This window comes from Embleya sp. NPDC050493, assembly GCF_044458105.1.
In the GTDB taxonomy this organism is placed as follows: domain Bacteria; phylum Actinomycetota; class Actinomycetes; order Streptomycetales; family Streptomycetaceae; genus Embleya.
The window spans coordinates 208,226-223,474 of the sequence record NZ_JBITHP010000018.1 but is presented as its reverse complement, the minus strand read 5'-3'; the positions used below and the strand labels follow the sequence as shown (position 1 = coordinate 223,474).

General features: G+C 72.3%; 15 protein-coding genes. All 15 read left to right on the top strand.

Annotated features, from left to right (window positions below; all coding sequences use genetic code 11):
• A partial coding sequence (locus tag ACIBM5_RS30265) for an Hsp70 family protein (RefSeq protein ID WP_396009711.1) occupies positions 1 to 399 on the top strand: 399 nt, incomplete at its 5' end.
• The gene (grpE, locus tag ACIBM5_RS30260; protein ID WP_396009710.1) at positions 396 to 983 is read left to right on the top strand and encodes a nucleotide exchange factor GrpE; all 588 of its coding nucleotides are present in this window, start codon (positions 396 to 398) and stop codon (positions 981 to 983) included. The genes ACIBM5_RS30265 and grpE, both read left to right, overlap by 4 nt.
• 99 nt (positions 984 to 1,082) lie before the next feature.
• Positions 1,083 to 1,349, top strand: a complete 267-nt coding sequence (locus tag ACIBM5_RS30255; RefSeq protein ID WP_396009709.1) for a DUF1876 domain-containing protein — start codon at positions 1,083 to 1,085, stop codon at positions 1,347 to 1,349.
• A 275-nt stretch (positions 1,350 to 1,624) separates the two neighbouring features.
• Positions 1,625 to 2,311, top strand: a complete 687-nt coding sequence (locus tag ACIBM5_RS30250; protein ID WP_391584437.1) for a LuxR C-terminal-related transcriptional regulator — start codon at positions 1,625 to 1,627, stop codon at positions 2,309 to 2,311.
• Between the two features lie 358 nt (positions 2,312 to 2,669).
• Positions 2,670 to 4,712 carry an AAA family ATPase gene (locus ACIBM5_RS30245; protein ID WP_396009708.1) on the top strand — a complete coding sequence of 681 codons (2,043 nt, stop codon included), beginning with the start codon at positions 2,670 to 2,672 and terminating at the stop codon, positions 4,710 to 4,712.
• The gene (locus tag ACIBM5_RS30240) at positions 4,712 to 7,543 is read left to right on the top strand and encodes a DUF4157 domain-containing protein (RefSeq protein WP_396009707.1); all 2,832 of its coding nucleotides are present in this window, start codon (positions 4,712 to 4,714) and stop codon (positions 7,541 to 7,543) included. Before ACIBM5_RS30245 ends, ACIBM5_RS30240 begins: the two co-directional genes overlap by 1 nt.
• On the top strand, positions 7,540 to 8,469 hold the full coding sequence (locus ACIBM5_RS30235) for a Pvc16 family protein (RefSeq protein WP_396009705.1): 930 nt from the start codon (positions 7,540 to 7,542) through the stop codon (positions 8,467 to 8,469). Before ACIBM5_RS30240 ends, ACIBM5_RS30235 begins: the two co-directional genes overlap by 4 nt.
• Positions 8,470 to 8,482: 13 nt before the next feature.
• Positions 8,483 to 10,450 (top strand): phage tail sheath family protein, encoded by a 1,968-nt coding sequence (locus tag ACIBM5_RS30230; protein ID WP_396009704.1) that lies wholly within the window; start codon positions 8,483 to 8,485, stop codon positions 10,448 to 10,450.
• A 91-nt stretch (positions 10,451 to 10,541) separates the two neighbouring features.
• Positions 10,542 to 10,979, top strand: a complete 438-nt coding sequence (locus ACIBM5_RS30225) for a phage tail protein (protein ID WP_391584442.1) — start codon at positions 10,542 to 10,544, stop codon at positions 10,977 to 10,979.
• Between the two features lie 2 nt (positions 10,980 to 10,981).
• Positions 10,982 to 11,374: a hypothetical protein gene (locus ACIBM5_RS30220; RefSeq protein ID WP_396009703.1), complete on the top strand. Its 393-nt coding sequence runs from the start codon at positions 10,982 to 10,984 to the stop codon at positions 11,372 to 11,374.
• Entirely contained in the window at positions 11,296 to 11,508 is a 213-nt protein-coding gene (locus ACIBM5_RS30215; protein ID WP_396009702.1) for a DUF6760 family protein, read from the top strand. The genes ACIBM5_RS30220 and ACIBM5_RS30215 overlap by 79 nt, the downstream gene beginning before the upstream one ends.
• Before the next feature lie 240 nt (positions 11,509 to 11,748).
• Positions 11,749 to 12,513 (top strand): hypothetical protein, encoded by a 765-nt coding sequence (locus tag ACIBM5_RS30210; protein ID WP_396009701.1) that lies wholly within the window; start codon positions 11,749 to 11,751, stop codon positions 12,511 to 12,513.
• On the top strand, positions 12,510 to 13,208 hold the full coding sequence (locus tag ACIBM5_RS30205; RefSeq protein ID WP_396009700.1) for a peptigoglycan-binding protein LysM: 699 nt from the start codon (positions 12,510 to 12,512) through the stop codon (positions 13,206 to 13,208). The genes ACIBM5_RS30210 and ACIBM5_RS30205 overlap by 4 nt, the downstream gene beginning before the upstream one ends.
• Positions 13,205 to 14,440, top strand: a complete 1,236-nt coding sequence (locus tag ACIBM5_RS30200; protein ID WP_391584446.1) for a phage late control D family protein — start codon at positions 13,205 to 13,207, stop codon at positions 14,438 to 14,440. The genes ACIBM5_RS30205 and ACIBM5_RS30200 overlap by 4 nt, the downstream gene beginning before the upstream one ends.
• 98 nt (positions 14,441 to 14,538) lie before the next feature.
• On the top strand, positions 14,539 to 15,192 hold the full coding sequence (locus ACIBM5_RS30195; RefSeq protein WP_396009699.1) for a phage baseplate assembly protein V: 654 nt from the start codon (positions 14,539 to 14,541) through the stop codon (positions 15,190 to 15,192).
• The last annotated feature ends 57 nt before the right edge of the window (positions 15,193 to 15,249 follow it).

Genomic DNA, 15,249 nt, shown 5'->3' with positions numbered 1-15,249 from the left:
ATCGACCGGATGATGCGTGATGCGGAGGCGCACGCGGAGGAGGACCACCAGCGCCGCGAGGCCGCGGAGACCCGCAACCAGGCCGAGCAACTGGTTTACACCACCGAGAAGTTCATCAAGGACAACGGCGACAGGGTCCCGGCCGAGGTGAAGACCGAGGTGGAGACCTCGCTCACCGAACTGAAGGACGCCCTCAAGGGCGAGGACCTGAGCGCCATTCGCGACGCCGCGGAGAAGGTCGGCACGATCAGTCAGAAGCTGGGCAGCGCGATGTACGCGAATCCCCAACCCGGCGCCGAGGGTGCGGCCGGAGCGGGCGCGGCCGGTGACACGGCCGACGACGACGTGGTCGATGCCGAGATCGTCGACGACGACAAGCGGGGAGGTGGGACCGCGTGAACGGGAGCACGTCCGGCCCGGGACTGTTGCCGGTCCCCGTCGGGCATCCGCAGTCGCCGATCCTGGCCGCCCTGCTGGCCGAGATCGCGGCGCTGCGCGGGCAGGTGAGCGAGCGCGTGGACGAACTGCGGCGGCTCCGGGCCGACTACGACGCCTATCGTGCCCACGTACGGCGGGATCGGCTCGCGGTGCGTGAGGTCGCGCTGGCCAATGTGCTCACGCCGCTGCTGCCGGCGATCGACGACTTCGACCGGGTCCGCGCCGCCGGTGAGTCGACGCCGGGAGTGGCCGCCGCCGTGGACGCCTTGGAGAACTCGCTCGCCGCGCTGGGGCTGCGCGGGTTCGGCACGGTCGGGGACGAGTTCGACCCGCACCTCCACGACGCGTTGGCGTATCGGGTCCGGTCCGGAGTGGATCCGCCGATCTGTTCGGTGGTGCACACACCGGGCTACCGCGTCGGCGATCGGCTGCTGCGCCCGGCCCGGGTCACGGTGACCGGACCGCCGCCGGTCGACGAGCGGGCGGACCAGGATCGGGCCACGGGTGGCCGGGTCGAAGGCGACCCGGGACACGAATCCGAGTGATGGAAGGGAGCGGAGCATCGTGGTGCGGCAGGTCGCACCACGCCGGTGCGGAGGGGCGCGGCCGGCACCGACCGGACCGGGGGCTTGGAGGCGACACTCATGCAGATCGTCGGATGGCACATCGAGATGGAGTTCAAGGAGGACGGCAAGCGCACCGAGGCCGCCGCCCTGCTACGGCTGCGGGACGGAACGGAGTTGCGCTCGCATGCGCACGCGAGCCGGTTCCCGGACGACCCCGATCAGCCGCAGGTCGGCGAGGAGATCGCCGCGGCGCGGGCGTTGACCGACCTGACCCGGCAGTTGCTGGACAAGGCGGCGGGTGAGATCGAGGCGACGACGCGGCGGCCGGTGCAGTCCCTCGCGTGAGCCGGTGGGCCGGTGCCGCCGGTCGCGACGCGGCCGGCGACACCGGCTTCGCGCTGCGTCGCCGCGCCGGCCTTTTGCGCACGCGGGGCCCGGTGTTCCGGGGTTTGTGGCGAGGTGTCGACGGCGGCGCTACGCTTAGCGCGATCGATTGATTACTGTCTGTGGTCAATGGTCGATGGGCACAGTCGCCGGATGCGGCACGCCGCGAGGGATTCGCGAGACCGTGGCGCGGATCGCCCGGTGAGCGTTCGACGGCGGGGGGCAGAGAGAAGCCGATGAGTGCGGCGATCGAGGTAGTCGTGATCACCCCGGTCCGGATCTATCGCGAAGCAACCGTGCGGGCACTGGCCGACGAACCGGCGCTGCGCCTGGTCGGCTCGGGCGGCTCCGCCTCCGAGGCGGTGGCCGGCGCGCGCCGCCTGCGGCCCTCGGTACTGCTGCTCGACCTCGCGACGCCCGACAGCATCGCGGCGATCCGCGCGATCCGGCACGGCTCGCCGGAGACTCGACTGATCGCACTCGGGGTGGACGAATCGCGCGACGACGTGATCACCGCCGCGGAGGCCGGAGTGGCGGGCTTCATCGGGCTGGAGTACTCCGTGTTGGAGACCGCGGCGGCCATCGTCGGCGCGGTGCGCGGCGAGGCGTCGTGCAGTCCGCGGATCGCCGCATTGTTGCTGCAACGCGTGCAGTCGCCGGCCATCGGTCCGCAACGCGGGGTCTCCGCACTGCCGGAGACGCTGACGGCGCGCGAGCGGGAGATCCTCTTCCTGATGGCCGAGGGGATGAGCAACCACGAGATCGCGCGGCAGTTGTCCATCGGCCTGTCCACGGTCAAGACCCATGTGCACGCGGTACTGCGCAAGTTGGGTGTGCCGCACCGCGAGGCGGCGGCGACGCTGCTGCGCTCGGTACGCGCGCGGCGCGCGCCGGACCGCGAACAGCCCGTCAACGGTGGGTAGAAGCGCTCCCCGGGTCGATCCCGGGTAGCGCGCCGGGCGCGCCCCCGCGCACGTCGGCGGCATCGCGCGGCCGGTGCGCGACGGATGCCTGCGCTCGCCGGCCGGTGGTGCGAACCGCCTTGCTCCGCTTGGTGATTGCGGTGCCGAAGTCGGGTGCCGATGCCCGTCCGGCGGGGATCGGCACCCGACTTCGATGTTGTTTCAAGGAGCGGCGCGGCCTCGACGGGGTGGACGTCGCTCTCCACCTCGGGTGGAGGAGGAGGCGCCGGCGGTCCACCGCGGATCTACTCCTGCGGCCGGCAAAGATCGTCCTGTCGGGTGGATGACGCACTCCCGCCCGGTGATCAAGGATCACGACATGGCCGCCAACGCTTCGATCGGTTCGAGCGCATCCGTGCTTTCCGACCTCTCCGACCTGGAGCGGTGGATCGCGGACGTGCTGTCCCGAGCCGTGGCGGCGATCGACCGGCAGCCCGAGCAGAGTTCGCTGGAACGGCTCTACCCGTCGTACGGCGAGGTGCTCGACGCGCTGTCGGACAAACCGCCCCCGGAAGCCGTCGTGATAACGGGCCCGCCGTTGCCCGCACACCTCGCCCTGCCACTGATCCGCCGCGGATTCGACGCGTTCGACCTGGCCGTCGTGGCACTGGTGCTCGCGCCCGATCTGGATCCGGCGTTCGGTCGGGTGATCGGGTGGCTGCACCGCGATCCCGGGCAGCCGTACCCGACGCTCGACCTGCTGGCCCGACTGTGTTGCGAGAGCGGTGCGGACCGGGCGGCGGTGGCGGTCCGGCTCTCCTCGGCCGGACCACTGCCGCGCTGCGGGCTGATCGAGACGCTCGGCACCGGCTCCGGGCCCTCGTATGCGAGCGCGGTGCGGCCCTCGGCCGTGCTGCTGCGGCGCATCTTCGGGGTGGCCCGGCTCGCCGACGAACTGGCGCCGTTCGCGAGCCTGGACACGTACGCACCGGCAGGCGTGGCCGACCCGGAGAGCGCCGAGGTGCTGGTCGGCCGGCTCTCGGGGGAGGACCCGACGCTCACCCACCTGTACGGCGCGGCACCGGCGCACTGCCTGGACCTGGCCTGGTGGAGCGCGGCCCGGGCCGGGCGCCGGGTGCTGACCGTTCGGCCGGAGGCCCTGGCCGACCCGGCCCTGGTGCGCGGACTGGCCGCCGAGGCGCTCCTGCGGGAGGCCGTGCTCGTGGTGGACGCGCACGCGCTGACGCCGCCCGCGTCGGTGTGGGAGCGGTTCACCCACACGATCGTGATCGGTGGCCCCGACTCGCTCGCGCCGGCCGGGCCCGATGTGCCGGCCGAACGGGTGGTCTCGCTGCCCGTGCGGCGTACGCCGTCGGCGGGCGCCCCGGGCGGCCTCACCGCCGCGCTGGCCGAGCGGGGCGTGCACGTCACGGGCGGCGCCGGGGCCGATCCGTTGGCCGGCTGGACCCACCTCGCCGGCCCCGAGCTGCGGCACACCCTGGATGCGATCGCCGCCCGGGCCCGCGGGCGGGCCGGGGCGGACGGCGTCCCGCGCGCCACCCCGATCGAGGCGGCCGAGGTGGCCGCGCAGGTCACCGGCGGCGAACTGGGCCGACTCGCCTCGCGGTTGGGCACGTCACAGGACTGGTCGGCGCTGATCGTCCCGACCGAGGTCGGCGAGCGGCTGCACGACGTGTGCGCGCATCTGACGGCCCATCGCACGGTGCTCGACGGGCACGGGTTCGCCGCGCGGCCGGGCCAGGGACGCGGGGTGTCGGTGCTGTTCGCCGGGCCCAGCGGCACCGGCAAGACGCTCGCCGCCCGGCTGGTCGCGGGCCGGCTCGGGCTGCCGCTGTACCGGGTGGACCTGGCCTCGGTGGTGTCGAAGTACATCGGCGAGACCGAGCAGAACCTGGACGCGGTGTTCACCGCCGCCGCACGCACCGACGCGGTGCTCCTGTTCGACGAGTGCGACGCGCTGTTCGGCAAGCGCAGCGAGGTACACGACGCGCGGGACCGCTACGCCAACCTGGAAGTGGCCTACCTGCTCCAGCGGTTGGAGGAGCACGACGGGCTCGCGGTGCTGGCCACGAACCTGCTGCACCACATGGACGACGCGTTCCTCCGGCGGCTGACCTACTGTGTGCACTTCCCGTTCCCCGAGGCCGCCGAGCGGCGACGGATCTGGCAGGGCGTCTGGCCGCCCGCGCTGCCCCGCCACGCCGACGTGGACCTGGCCGAACTCGCCGAGAACTACCCGCTTTCCGGCGGACACATCCACAACGTCGCGGTCGCGGCGGCACACCTGGCGGCGGCCGACGGGCGGGTCGTGGACCGGGCCGCGGTGCTGCGTGCGATGGCGCGCGAATACGACAAGATCGGGCCCTCCCCGCAGGCCCCCGCCGCGCTCGGGGTGGTGTGATGAGCCCTGGAACCAAGGCGGGCGGCGGCACCGGGTCGCACCTGCCCGCCGTACTGGAGTCGCGCACCGGGCGGGCCCGGCCGCTGGACGCGTCGGTGCGCGGTGCGATGGAGCGTTCGTTCGGTACATCGCTGGGCGAGGTGGTGGTACACACCGACGCCGAGGCGGCGGCGTCCGCCGAGCGCCTGGACGCGAAGGCGTACGCGGTGGGTCGGCACGTAGTGTTCGGACCGGGCCGTTACGACCCGCACTCGGACGCCGGACGGGCGCTGATCGGCCACGAACTGGCGCATGTGGTGCAGCAACGACGCGGTGGCGCGGAGCCGGGGACGCACGGCGTGCATCCTGCCGGCACCGCCGCCGAGGGCGCCGCGCACAGCGCGGGGGCACGCGCCGCGGCTGGGCTGTCCGCGTCCGTCGGGGGCGGCACCGCGCCCGGGGTGTCCCGGGCGCCGAAGGGCGAGGAGGACCCGGAGATCGCCCGCCTCAAGGCGGAGAACCGCGCCGCGGACATGCGGAACCTGGGTGCGGTGGAGGGTGTCCTGCTCGAAGGCGCCGGGATCGTCGACACCCTGGTCGGGTTCGGATACAGCGTGCACGATCTGGGACAGCGCGGCGTCGACGACCTGACGTCGGATCTCGACCTGAGCCCCGCGAACAAGGCGCGGTTGCGGGCCGCGTCCGACGTCCTGACCGGGAGGCCCGTGTTCGACGCGCTGCGCGACCGCGCCAAGGCAGCCGACCTGTACGACGCGACCACCCGTTCGCCCGCCGTTTCGTCCCTGGTGACCTCGGCCGGCGACTGGCTCGAGAAGAAGTACGACGAGACGCTCGGGACCACGAAGCCGGTGAACGACGACCTGTTCACGGACCGCGAGTTGTACGAGATCTTCGGGCAACTCGGCGCGAAGACCGTGCTTACGGCGCTCGACGTCGAGGCGGTCAAGACCCTGCTTGCCACGGTGAATGTCCTCGGTGCCGTCAGGGCGATCCTGGTCGCCTACGACAGGATTCCGCACGGCCGACCGCCGACCAGGGAATTCTGGACGGCCGTGGTCGCTGCGGTGCTCACCGTGGCCGGGATGAGGGCGGGAGGCGCCAACAAGAAGATCGCCCGGGTGCTGATCGACCTGGCGTTGGCGGCGGTGACCCTCGAACCGTTGGTGGAGCGGATCGCGCAGGACCGGGCGCGGGCGCCCGGAGCGGACCGGGACGCCGCGCTCAAGCAGGATGCGAAGGACCTGGCGAAGGCCGTTCTGGCCCTGCTGCACCAGGTTCTCCTCCAGGCCGCGGCAAGCCGTCGGGCCGGGTCCCGCGCCGGGCAGCCTGCGACGGGTGGCCCCGGTGACGGGCCCGGCGTGGGCACGCAGGGTTCGACCACTGCCGGGCAACCGTCCGGGAGCAGGACACAGGCCGGCCGGGCGCCGGAACCGGCACACACCCCGTCGGCGGTCCCGGCGCCGCCTGCGACCGCGCACGTCGTCCCGCCGCCGACCCCCGCCCTGCCGGCCGCCACGCCGAAGCCCACGACCGCGAAGCCCACGACCGCGAAGCCCGGGACCAAGAAGGTCGTGACCGCGAAGCTCGGCGCCGAGAAGCCCGGGAGCGAGAAGAGCGCCGGCGAGGGGCCCTCGGCGTCGGCAATCCCGAACACGACGACTGTCGGTGCGGGCGTGCCGGCGGCGGGAACACCGGAGACCGCGGGTACCGGCTCGGTGAACGCCGTGTCGGGGCAGGCGAGTCCGGGTGGGAAGGCGACGACGCCCAAGGCCGTCGCCATGAAGGCCCCGGCCGAGAAGACGCCGGTCGGGGAGACCACCCACGCGCCGGCGGTGGCTGAACCCGCACTCGGGACGCCGACTTCGACATCCGCGAAGAAGGTGGCTGCGAAGTCGAAGGCCGACGCGGCGGTCGCCAGGAAGGTTGCCACGGCGCAGAAGCGGGCGGCTGCCAAGGAAGCGGCGGCGCAGAAGAGGGCGGCTGCCAAGGAGGCGGCGGCGAAGAAGAGGGCGGCGGCCAAGGAAGTTACGGCTGCCAAGAAGGCGGCTGCCAAGGAGGCCGCGGCAGCGAAGAAGGCGGCCGAGCCGGCCAAGCCGGCCAAGCCGGCCAAGCCCGCCGAGCTCGGCAAGCCCGCCGTGCCGACGAAGACGGTGACGGACGCCTCGAACACGGTGTCCGAGGAGGTCGGCACGTCGGCGACGAAGCCGGTGACGATCAAGGTCCAGTCGCCTGCGGCTACCACGCCCGGTGGCTCAGCCGGCTCCGGAATCTCCGGCGTGCCCGGCACGATCAGCGTGCCGAAATCGGTCAAGGCCGCCAAGAAGGCCGCCCGGCAGGATCCGAACGCGCCGTTCGATCCCAAGGCTCGACGGCCGTCGCTGCGCGGCCTGAAGGACCTCACGCCCGCGGCGGTGGATCGACACACGGGTGTGGTGACGAACTCGGACGCCCGGGTGTTCGTCTTCCACGACCCCCTGGGCAGTCGCGTCGCTCCCGTGAGCGGTGGCACCGCGCAATCGCGAGGGCACGACCTCGAACGGGCCGTCAAGGAGGACGCCGGTCTCCGCGGTGTGACCCATCGGCAGCGCCACAACGCGGGGGACAGGCCTCGCGTCGGCGACCTCGGCACCTACGAGATCAAGAACATGGCCGAGTTGGGCTCGAAGGAGTACGACCAGGTCTGGCGGGACCTGGTCGCATACGACGAAGCGCACATCATCATGCCGAAGGCCGGTCCGCACACGATCGACAATCTCGCGCTCATGGCCGCCCTGTTCGAGCGGATGACCGGGCGCCGACCGACCATCGCGGTGCGGGAGACGTCGCCGTGATCGACGTCCTCGACCTGATCATTCGGGAGACCCTGGTCGCGGGTGTGCCCGGGCTGACGAGTGCGCGGATCGGGTTTCAGCCGCCGGACGACGACTGGCGGCAGCGGGTGGGTGCGAGCACGGGGGTGTGGGTCAACTGTGCGCTGGTAGACCTGCGCGAGGACCGGCACATGCGGATGAACATCCGGCGGCGGGTCACCTCCGGCGTGGGGATCGTGGAGCGCCGCGAACCGGCGCGGATCCGCTGCCACTACCTGATCACGGCGTGGAACGCGGCCAAGGACAGCGCCCAGATACCCGCCACCGAGCAGGAGCACACGGTGCTCGGTGCGATCCTGGCGGTCCTGCTCGACGCCGACCCGCTGGTCGCCTCGGCGATCCTGACGCCCGAGCAACTGGTCAAGGTGCCTGCGACGTTGCGCGAGGCGGAGCTGCCGGTGGAGGTGGTGCCGCCGGAAGGCTTCGGCAAGCTCGCCGAGTTCTGGGGCACGGTCGGCCGGGCCACGTCCTGGCGGCCCGCCGTCTATCTGATCGTCACGATGCCGGTTCCGGAGCCGGACCGGCGGCTCGACGGCGTCGTGCACACGGTGCTGGCCTCCTACGACGCCGACATCGGCGGATTGCCCGGAGGCGGTGTCGGGCCCGTCGAGCGACTCGCCGATGTGGGCGGCCTCGTCCTCGACGCCACCGGGGGGCCGGCGGTGCCTGCGGTCCCGGTGGCCGATGCGGACGTGGTGCTGGAGGACCCGGCGGGTCGGGAGGTGGCCCGGGTGCGCAGCGGCGAGGACGGCCGCTTCGTGCTCGTCGGCCTGCGACCGGGTGCCTACCTGGCCCGGGTCACCGCCGCCGGACTGCCGCCGCCCGCACCCGGTGCGGTCCACGTCCCCGGATCACCCGACGCGCTGATCGAACTGCGCTTCACCTGAGAGGACACCCGCCATGGCCGTGCAGGTCTCGTACCCCGGCGTCTACATCGAAGAGACCGAGCCCGCCGCGCCCATCCAGGGCGTGTCGACCAGCGTCGCGGCGTTCATCGGCATCAGCGCGCAGGGGCCGATCGCCGAACCCGTCCTGGTGACCAGCCCGGATGCGTTCACCGCGCAGTTCGGACCGCCCGTGGACGGCGGCGACGTGCCCTACTACCTGCCGCTCGCGGTGGACGGGTTCTTCCGCAACGGCGGTACCCAGTGCTTCGTGGTGCGGGTGGGCACCGCCACACCCGCCGGTGTCGATCTGCCCGGTCGCGCGGCGGGTGCGCCGGCCGTGGCCCGGGCGGTGGCGCTGCTCGACGGCCCGGACGGGGCGGGTGGTTCGGTCCGGGTCGCGGATTCGAGTGCGCTGGCCGCGGCGTTGACGGCGGCGGGTGCCGGGACGGATCTGCCGGTGGTGCGCGGGACGGCGAACATCACCGCCGTGGATGCCACTCGGCGGGTACTCACGGTGAACGCGGTCGACGGTCTGGCGGCCGGTGAACGGGTGATCGTGGCCAAGGGCGCGGAGACTCGGACGCTGCGGGTGAAGTCGGTGCAGGCGCCGGACACGATCGTGCTCGACGCGGGGCTGTCCGGCGCGACCGACTTCGTCGGCGGCACGATCACCTCGGACGACGTGGCCGCCGGGGACACGGTGTTGCGGCTGGCGGTGCCGGCCGGCATCGCGTTGCGTCCGCTGGTCCCGGTCGGCTCGTCGGTGCGGATCGGCGACGGCACCAACACCGAGTGGGGCGTGGTCGCCGCGGTCGGCAACGACGCGCTGACCCTGCGCCGGCCGCTCACCAAGGTGTACAAGCTGGCCGCGCCCACCCGGGTGGCCACGGCCGAGTTCGACCTGACCGTCACCGACCGCGACGGCAGCGCGGCCACGTACCCGAACCTGTCCACGACGCCGTCGCATCCGCGCTGGTGGGGTGGCCCGGTGGTGCCCAAGGGCTATCTGCGGATCGTGCTCTCCCCGAACGCCCCGACGCCGGCGGGCGATCCGCGGCCCGGGGCCGGGACGTACGTGTTGACGGGTGCGGTCGCCGACGATCCGGCCACGTCCTGGGCGGATGTGGCGGGCCGGATCGACGAGCACCTGAGGCTGTTGCGGCCGATCGACGAGATCTCGCTCGTGCTGGCCCCGGGGTGTACCGACATCGGCGCGCAGCGGGCGATCGTGGAGCACTGCGAGTCGCTCCACGACCGGTTCGCGATCCTGGACAGTGCGCCCGGCATCGACGTGGTCACCGTCAAGGCGCAACGCGCGGAGCTCACCGGGGCGTTGGACAAGGGTTTCGCGGCGCTGTACTACCCGTGGATCCAGCTTCGCGATCCGGCCAAGGCGGCGGTGGTGCTTCAGCCGCCGTCCGGCCACATCGCCGGGATCTATGCGCACACCGACGCGACTCGCGGCGTGCACAAGGCCCCGGCCAACGTCGGCATCGCGGGTGCGCTCGGGCTGGAACGCCGGCTCGGGGACGCCGATCAGGGCCTGCTCAATCCGGACGGCGTCAACGCGCTGCGGATCCTGCCCGGGCGCGGATCGCCGGTGGTGTGGGGTGCGCGGACCACGACGGGGGATCGCAACTGGCAGTACGTCAACGTGCGGCGGTTGTTCCTGTTCCTGGAGGAGTCGATCCAGGAGGGCCTGCGCGGCGCCGTGTTCGAGCCCAACGACCTGGAGTTGTGGGGCCGGCTCAGGCACACGCTCACCGAGTTCCTCACCCGGGTCTGGCGGGACGGCGCGCTCTTCGGGGCCAAGGCCAAGGACGCCTTCTTCGTCCGTATCGACGAGGCGTTGAATCCGCCGAGCACCCGCAAGCTCGGGCTGCTCTACCTGGAGATCGGCGTACAGCCGGTGTATCCCGCGGAGTTCATCGTGGTCCGGATCGGCATCTGGGACGGCGGCGCGGAGGTGAGCGAACCGTAGCGGCAGGCCGCGCGGCGGCGCGTACCCGGGCCCGCGGGCAGGCTCGCCCGGGGGACCCACGATCGGCAACGGACAGGCAGTGGAGGACGCCGTGAGTACGGGCGATATCCAGGATCCCTTTGTCAATTTCAACTTCAAGGTCGAACTCGACGGCATCATCCGGGTCGGGTTCCACGAGGTGAGCGGCCTCGACGCGACGGTGGAGGTGCTGGAACACCGCGAGGGCGGTTGGAACATCACGCCGTACAAGTTCCCCGGTCAGGCGAAGTACGCCAACATCGTGCTCAAGTGGGGCATGACCACCGACACCGAGTTGTACGAGTGGCATCAGCAGATCGTCGAGGGCGACATCCTGCGGCGCAACGGCGCGGTGTTGCTGCTGGACCGGCGCGGTGTGGTCACGTCGCGGTGGAACTTCGTCCGGGCCTGGCCGACCAAGTACATGGCACCGGCGTTGACCGCCGAGTCGGACGACATCGCGATCGAGACCCTCGAACTGGTCCACGAGGGTCTGGTGCGGGTGCAGTGAGCATGCTTCAGATCGAACACGACTTCACCCTGCCGATCGGGCTGCTCGGCGAGGACGGCGCGCTGTATCGCGACGGCACGATGCGGCTCGCCACCGCCGCCGACGAGATCCTGCCGTTGGCCGACCCGCGTGTGCAGCGCAACCCGGCGTACCTCTCGGTGATCCTGCTCAGCCGGGTGGTCACCCGGGTGGGCGGCGTCGAGACGGTGACGCCGCGCACCATCGAGACCCTGTTCGCCGCCGACCTGGCGCATCTCCAGGAGCTCTACAACCGGATCAACACCGTGGACGAGTCGGTCGGTTCGGCGGACGGGACGTGCCCGAACTGCGGCGAGGAGGTCCGCACGGGCCACGAGCGCCTGGGGGGATCCGTGGATATCCGGTCGATCGGCTGAGGGAGGAGATCGCCTTCGTCGCCTACCACCTGCACTGGTCGCACGCCGAGCTGATGGGCCTCGACCACGCCGAACGCAGGCGGTGGGTGGAACGGGTGTCGGCCATCAACCAACGACTGAACGAGGCACCGTAGCGGCGCGGAACGCGCGGGGCAGCACCCACCGGGCATGGAGCGCCGACACCCGGCGCCCGACACCGCACACCGAACCACCGGGCACCGCACATCAGGCATCCCGGCAAACACGCCAACCAAGCGCCCACACCGAGCGCCCACACCGAGCGCCCACACCAGGCGCCCCAACCAAGCGACTCGAAGCCCCCACCAAGCACTCACACCGCACACCGCGAGACCACATCGCGAGAGGAGAGGATCGTGACCGTCACGGGAGCGCATGCACCCTCGGCGCGTTGGCCGGTGCGATCGGCCGCGGCGTCGATGCTCGCCGGTATTCGGGCCCGGGCCGAGGCGATCGCCGGTCGCCGTGCGGCGGGCCGGGACGAGGCCCGGTTGCCCGGGATCGCTCTCGTGCTGCACACGCCGCCGCGCCCGGTGCCCCCGCGCGCACCGCGCCCGGCGTCCGTGCCGGCTCCGGACATCCGGCGCTGCGCACACGTACGACTGGACGTGCGGGTGAGCGTGCCGCGGATGATCGCCCTGGCCGGGCCGCCGGGCGGTGGGTGGTCCGGGTCGCCGCCCGGCGGGCCGGGCCGGTTGCCCGCGCCGGTGTTGCGTACCGCCTTCGCCGGGAGCGGCCGGGCGGTTGCCGAACGTGCGCGCGTGACGCGGGAGTTGTACGAGCAGGGGGCCGGCCACGGTCGGCGGATCGAGGAGCCGGGGCATCCCGGCGCGCCGGCGCGTGCTGGGGCGCCGGAGGCCCTGCCCGGCCGGATCGGCGGGCCCCGCGGCGGATTGACGTTCGCGCTGCCCGGCCGCCCGCTGTCGGCCCCGGACGCGGCCGAGCGGCGGCCCGCGCCGGCCGACGGGTCGGTGCGCGGCCGGTCCGAGCCGACATCCGCCCACGGCACGGCGGCGCCCGCGCTCACCTCGGCCGACCTGCCGCGCCTGGTGGACGGGGTGGTCCGGGAGATCGACCGCCGGGTGCTCGCCCGCCGGGAACGTCGGGGGTGGAGCCGATGACCGTGATGGAACGCGCGACGATCACCAACACCGTCACCGGTGCGCGTACCCGCGTGTTGTTCAACCCGGAGGACTACACGGTCAACCGGGAGACCACCTACGCCCAACTCCCGGTGCCGGGACTGTCCGCTCCGGTCGTGCAGTTCGTGCACGGCAACGCGCAGACGCTGGAGATGGAGCTGTTCCTCGACTCGTTGGAGGCGAACGACCAGGCGGGTGCGGGCAGCGATGTGCGGATCCTGGTCCGCCGGATCGTGGATCTGATGGACATCGATCCCACGCTGCACGCGCCACCGCCGTTGGTGTTCGCGTGGTCGAGTCTGACCTTCACGTGTGTGCTGACCCGGGTCGCGCAGAAGTTCGTGATGTTCAAGCCGGACGGCACCCCGGTGCGGGCCCGACTGACGGTCTCCTTCGGCGAGTTCCGCAACGTGGACATGGAGGCGAAGGAGGTCAAGCGGCAGACCTCGGACTACACCAAGGCGCATACCGTGGTGGCCGGGGAGAGTCTGCAACTGATCGCCTGGCGCGAGTACGGGTCGGCGTCCGCGTGGCGGCCGATCGCGCTGCACAACGGCCTGGACGATCCGCGGGTGTTGCCGGTCGGCGCGACGCTGCACCTGCCCCGCCTGCCGTATCGGGATCCGGCCACGAACGAGGTCTTCGACGCGCCACCCCGGGAGGTGCCGGCATGAGCGCGTTTCCGCAGTACGCCCCGGAGATGCGACTGCGCTTCGCCGGCCGACCGGCGCCGGCGGCGTTGCGCGGCTCGGTCACCGGTGTGACGTGCCAGACCGGCATGGGCGACGCCGACCGCCTGGAGATCTCGCTTGCCAACGAGGGTCTGCGCTGGCTCGACGACCCGCTGTTCCGCCTGGACACCGAGGTGGGCATCGCGCTGGGCTACGCGCCGGACGAGCCGCGTCGGTTGTTCACCGGCGAAGTGGTCGGCACCGAGGCGAGTTTCCCGTCCGACGGGATGCCGATGTTGCGGGTGGTCGCGCAGGACCGGCGCACCCGGCTCGCCACCGCTTCGCCGGCGCGCTGGTTCGGTGTGCCGGTGCCCAAGCTGGGGGTGTTTCCGCTGCCGGATCCGGTGGTGGCGCCGGTGCTCGCGGTCGAGCACGGCATGATCCCGCTGCTCGATCCGCTGGGCGCGTTCCTGTCCGCCGCGCTGGGTGTGGTGGACGTGGTGGCCTCGGCGGAGGACCCGAGCATGCGTCAGCGCGTGGTGCGGCGACAACAGTCGGAGACCACGCTGGACTTCCTGAAGAAGATCGCCCTGGAGAACGCGTGGGAGCTGATCGTCGAGCACGACGGCGAGCCGTCCGGTTTCGTACTCCGGTTGATGTCGCCCGCCGGCAACCTCTCCTCCGATGTGACGTTGCGCCATGGGCGTTCGCTGATGGAGTTCACCCCGCGGATCAGTACGGTCGGCCAGGTCGCCCGGGTGTCGGTGCGGGTGTGGCGGCCCGAGGTGCGGCTCGAACTGACCGTCTCGGTCGGCTACGACTGGGACCGGCAGGCGCTCACCATCGAGGTGACCCCGGGATTCGGATTGCCCGTCGCGGGCAAGGCGGCGGCCCGCGAGGTGCTCCTGGTGGACGAGCCGGTGACCATCGCCACCGCCCCGCGGCTGATCGTGTCCAAGCTGCTGCCGAGGCTGAACCGGCGTACCACCGCGAGTGGTTCGTGCGTGGGCGACCCGCGGATCAGCGCCGGACGGGTGTTGCGGATCGAGGGCGTCGGGGAGACGTTCGGCGGCCTGTGGCGGGTGGTGTCGGCACAGCACACCCTCGACGGCGGTGGCTATCGCACCTCGTTCGACCTGCGCAAGGAGATCTGGTTCGGTGCCGTCCCGCCCGCGTCGCAGGGCGCGGTGCGGGTCCAGGGCGGCCTGTTGTCGCTCCCGGCGCCCAATTCGTGAGCCGATGGGGCCGCTTGCGTGTCGCCTGCGCCGAGCGGCCCGTTCGTCCTCGCCCCGATCCGTTTTCGACGTACCGCTCGATCCCTGGGAGGACCGGCATGTTCGAACCGCTCTTCGACGCCCTCGACGACATCCACGAGTCCGACAGTCCGCGGGTGACCGGCGTGGCGCCCGCCACGGTGGTGGACAACCTGGACCTGACCGGAGCCGGGCGGGTGCAGATCAGGTACGCGTGGTTGCCGGGGGTCGAGCCGTGGGCGCGGGTGTGCGCGACGGTGGCGGGCGACGGCTCGGGGGTGTGGTTCATGCCGCAGCCGGACGACGAGGTGCTCGTGGCGTTTCGCAACGGCGACGTACGCGAGCCGTACGTGCTGGGCGGGTTGTGGACGATGACCTCGCGTCCTCCGGTGGATCTGCCCATCGACTCGGTGAGCAAGCGGGTCGTCCGCACCCCGGTGGGTCACGAGGTGGTCATCGACGACCTCGTGCAGTCGATCACCCTGTCCCACGCGCTGGGCCACTCGATCGAGATCGCGGTCGACGGGATCACCCTGTCCGTGGCCGGCGGCGCCGCGAAGATCTCGCTGACCGCGTCCGGCGCGGTGACCGTCGCCGGCACCCGCTCGGTGGACGTGAGCGGCCTGGACGTGAGCGTCAAGGCCGGCAACGGTCTGGCGGTGAACGCGACGCGCGCGGACGTGCGGGCCGCCGCCACGTGCAGCATCCAGGGGGCGCTGGTGAAGATCAACTGACCGCGCACGCCTCGCTTTCGTCGCCGAACTCCCCGTGCTCCCGCATCCCGAGTACAC

Bases quoted from the DNA above. Each gene is read 5' to 3' on its own strand.
- ACIBM5_RS30255 (WP_396009709.1), top strand. From the start codon at position 1,083: ATGCAGATCGTCGGATGGCACATCGAGATGGAGTTCAAGGAGGACGGC.
- ACIBM5_RS30250 (WP_391584437.1), top strand. From the start codon at position 1,625: ATGAGTGCGGCGATCGAGGTAGTCGTGATCACCCCGGTCCGGATCTAT.
- ACIBM5_RS30245 (WP_396009708.1), top strand. From the start codon at position 2,670: ATGGCCGCCAACGCTTCGATCGGTTCGAGCGCATCCGTGCTTTCCGAC.
- ACIBM5_RS30240 (WP_396009707.1), top strand. From the start codon at position 4,712: ATGAGCCCTGGAACCAAGGCGGGCGGCGGCACCGGGTCGCACCTGCCC.
- ACIBM5_RS30230 (WP_396009704.1), top strand. From the start codon at position 8,483: ATGGCCGTGCAGGTCTCGTACCCCGGCGTCTACATCGAAGAGACCGAG.
- ACIBM5_RS30220 (WP_396009703.1), top strand. From the start codon at position 10,982: ATGCTTCAGATCGAACACGACTTCACCCTGCCGATCGGGCTGCTCGGC.
- ACIBM5_RS30205 (WP_396009700.1), top strand. From the start codon at position 12,510: ATGACCGTGATGGAACGCGCGACGATCACCAACACCGTCACCGGTGCG.
- ACIBM5_RS30200 (WP_391584446.1), top strand. From the start codon at position 13,205: ATGAGCGCGTTTCCGCAGTACGCCCCGGAGATGCGACTGCGCTTCGCC.
- ACIBM5_RS30195 (WP_396009699.1), top strand. From the start codon at position 14,539: ATGTTCGAACCGCTCTTCGACGCCCTCGACGACATCCACGAGTCCGAC.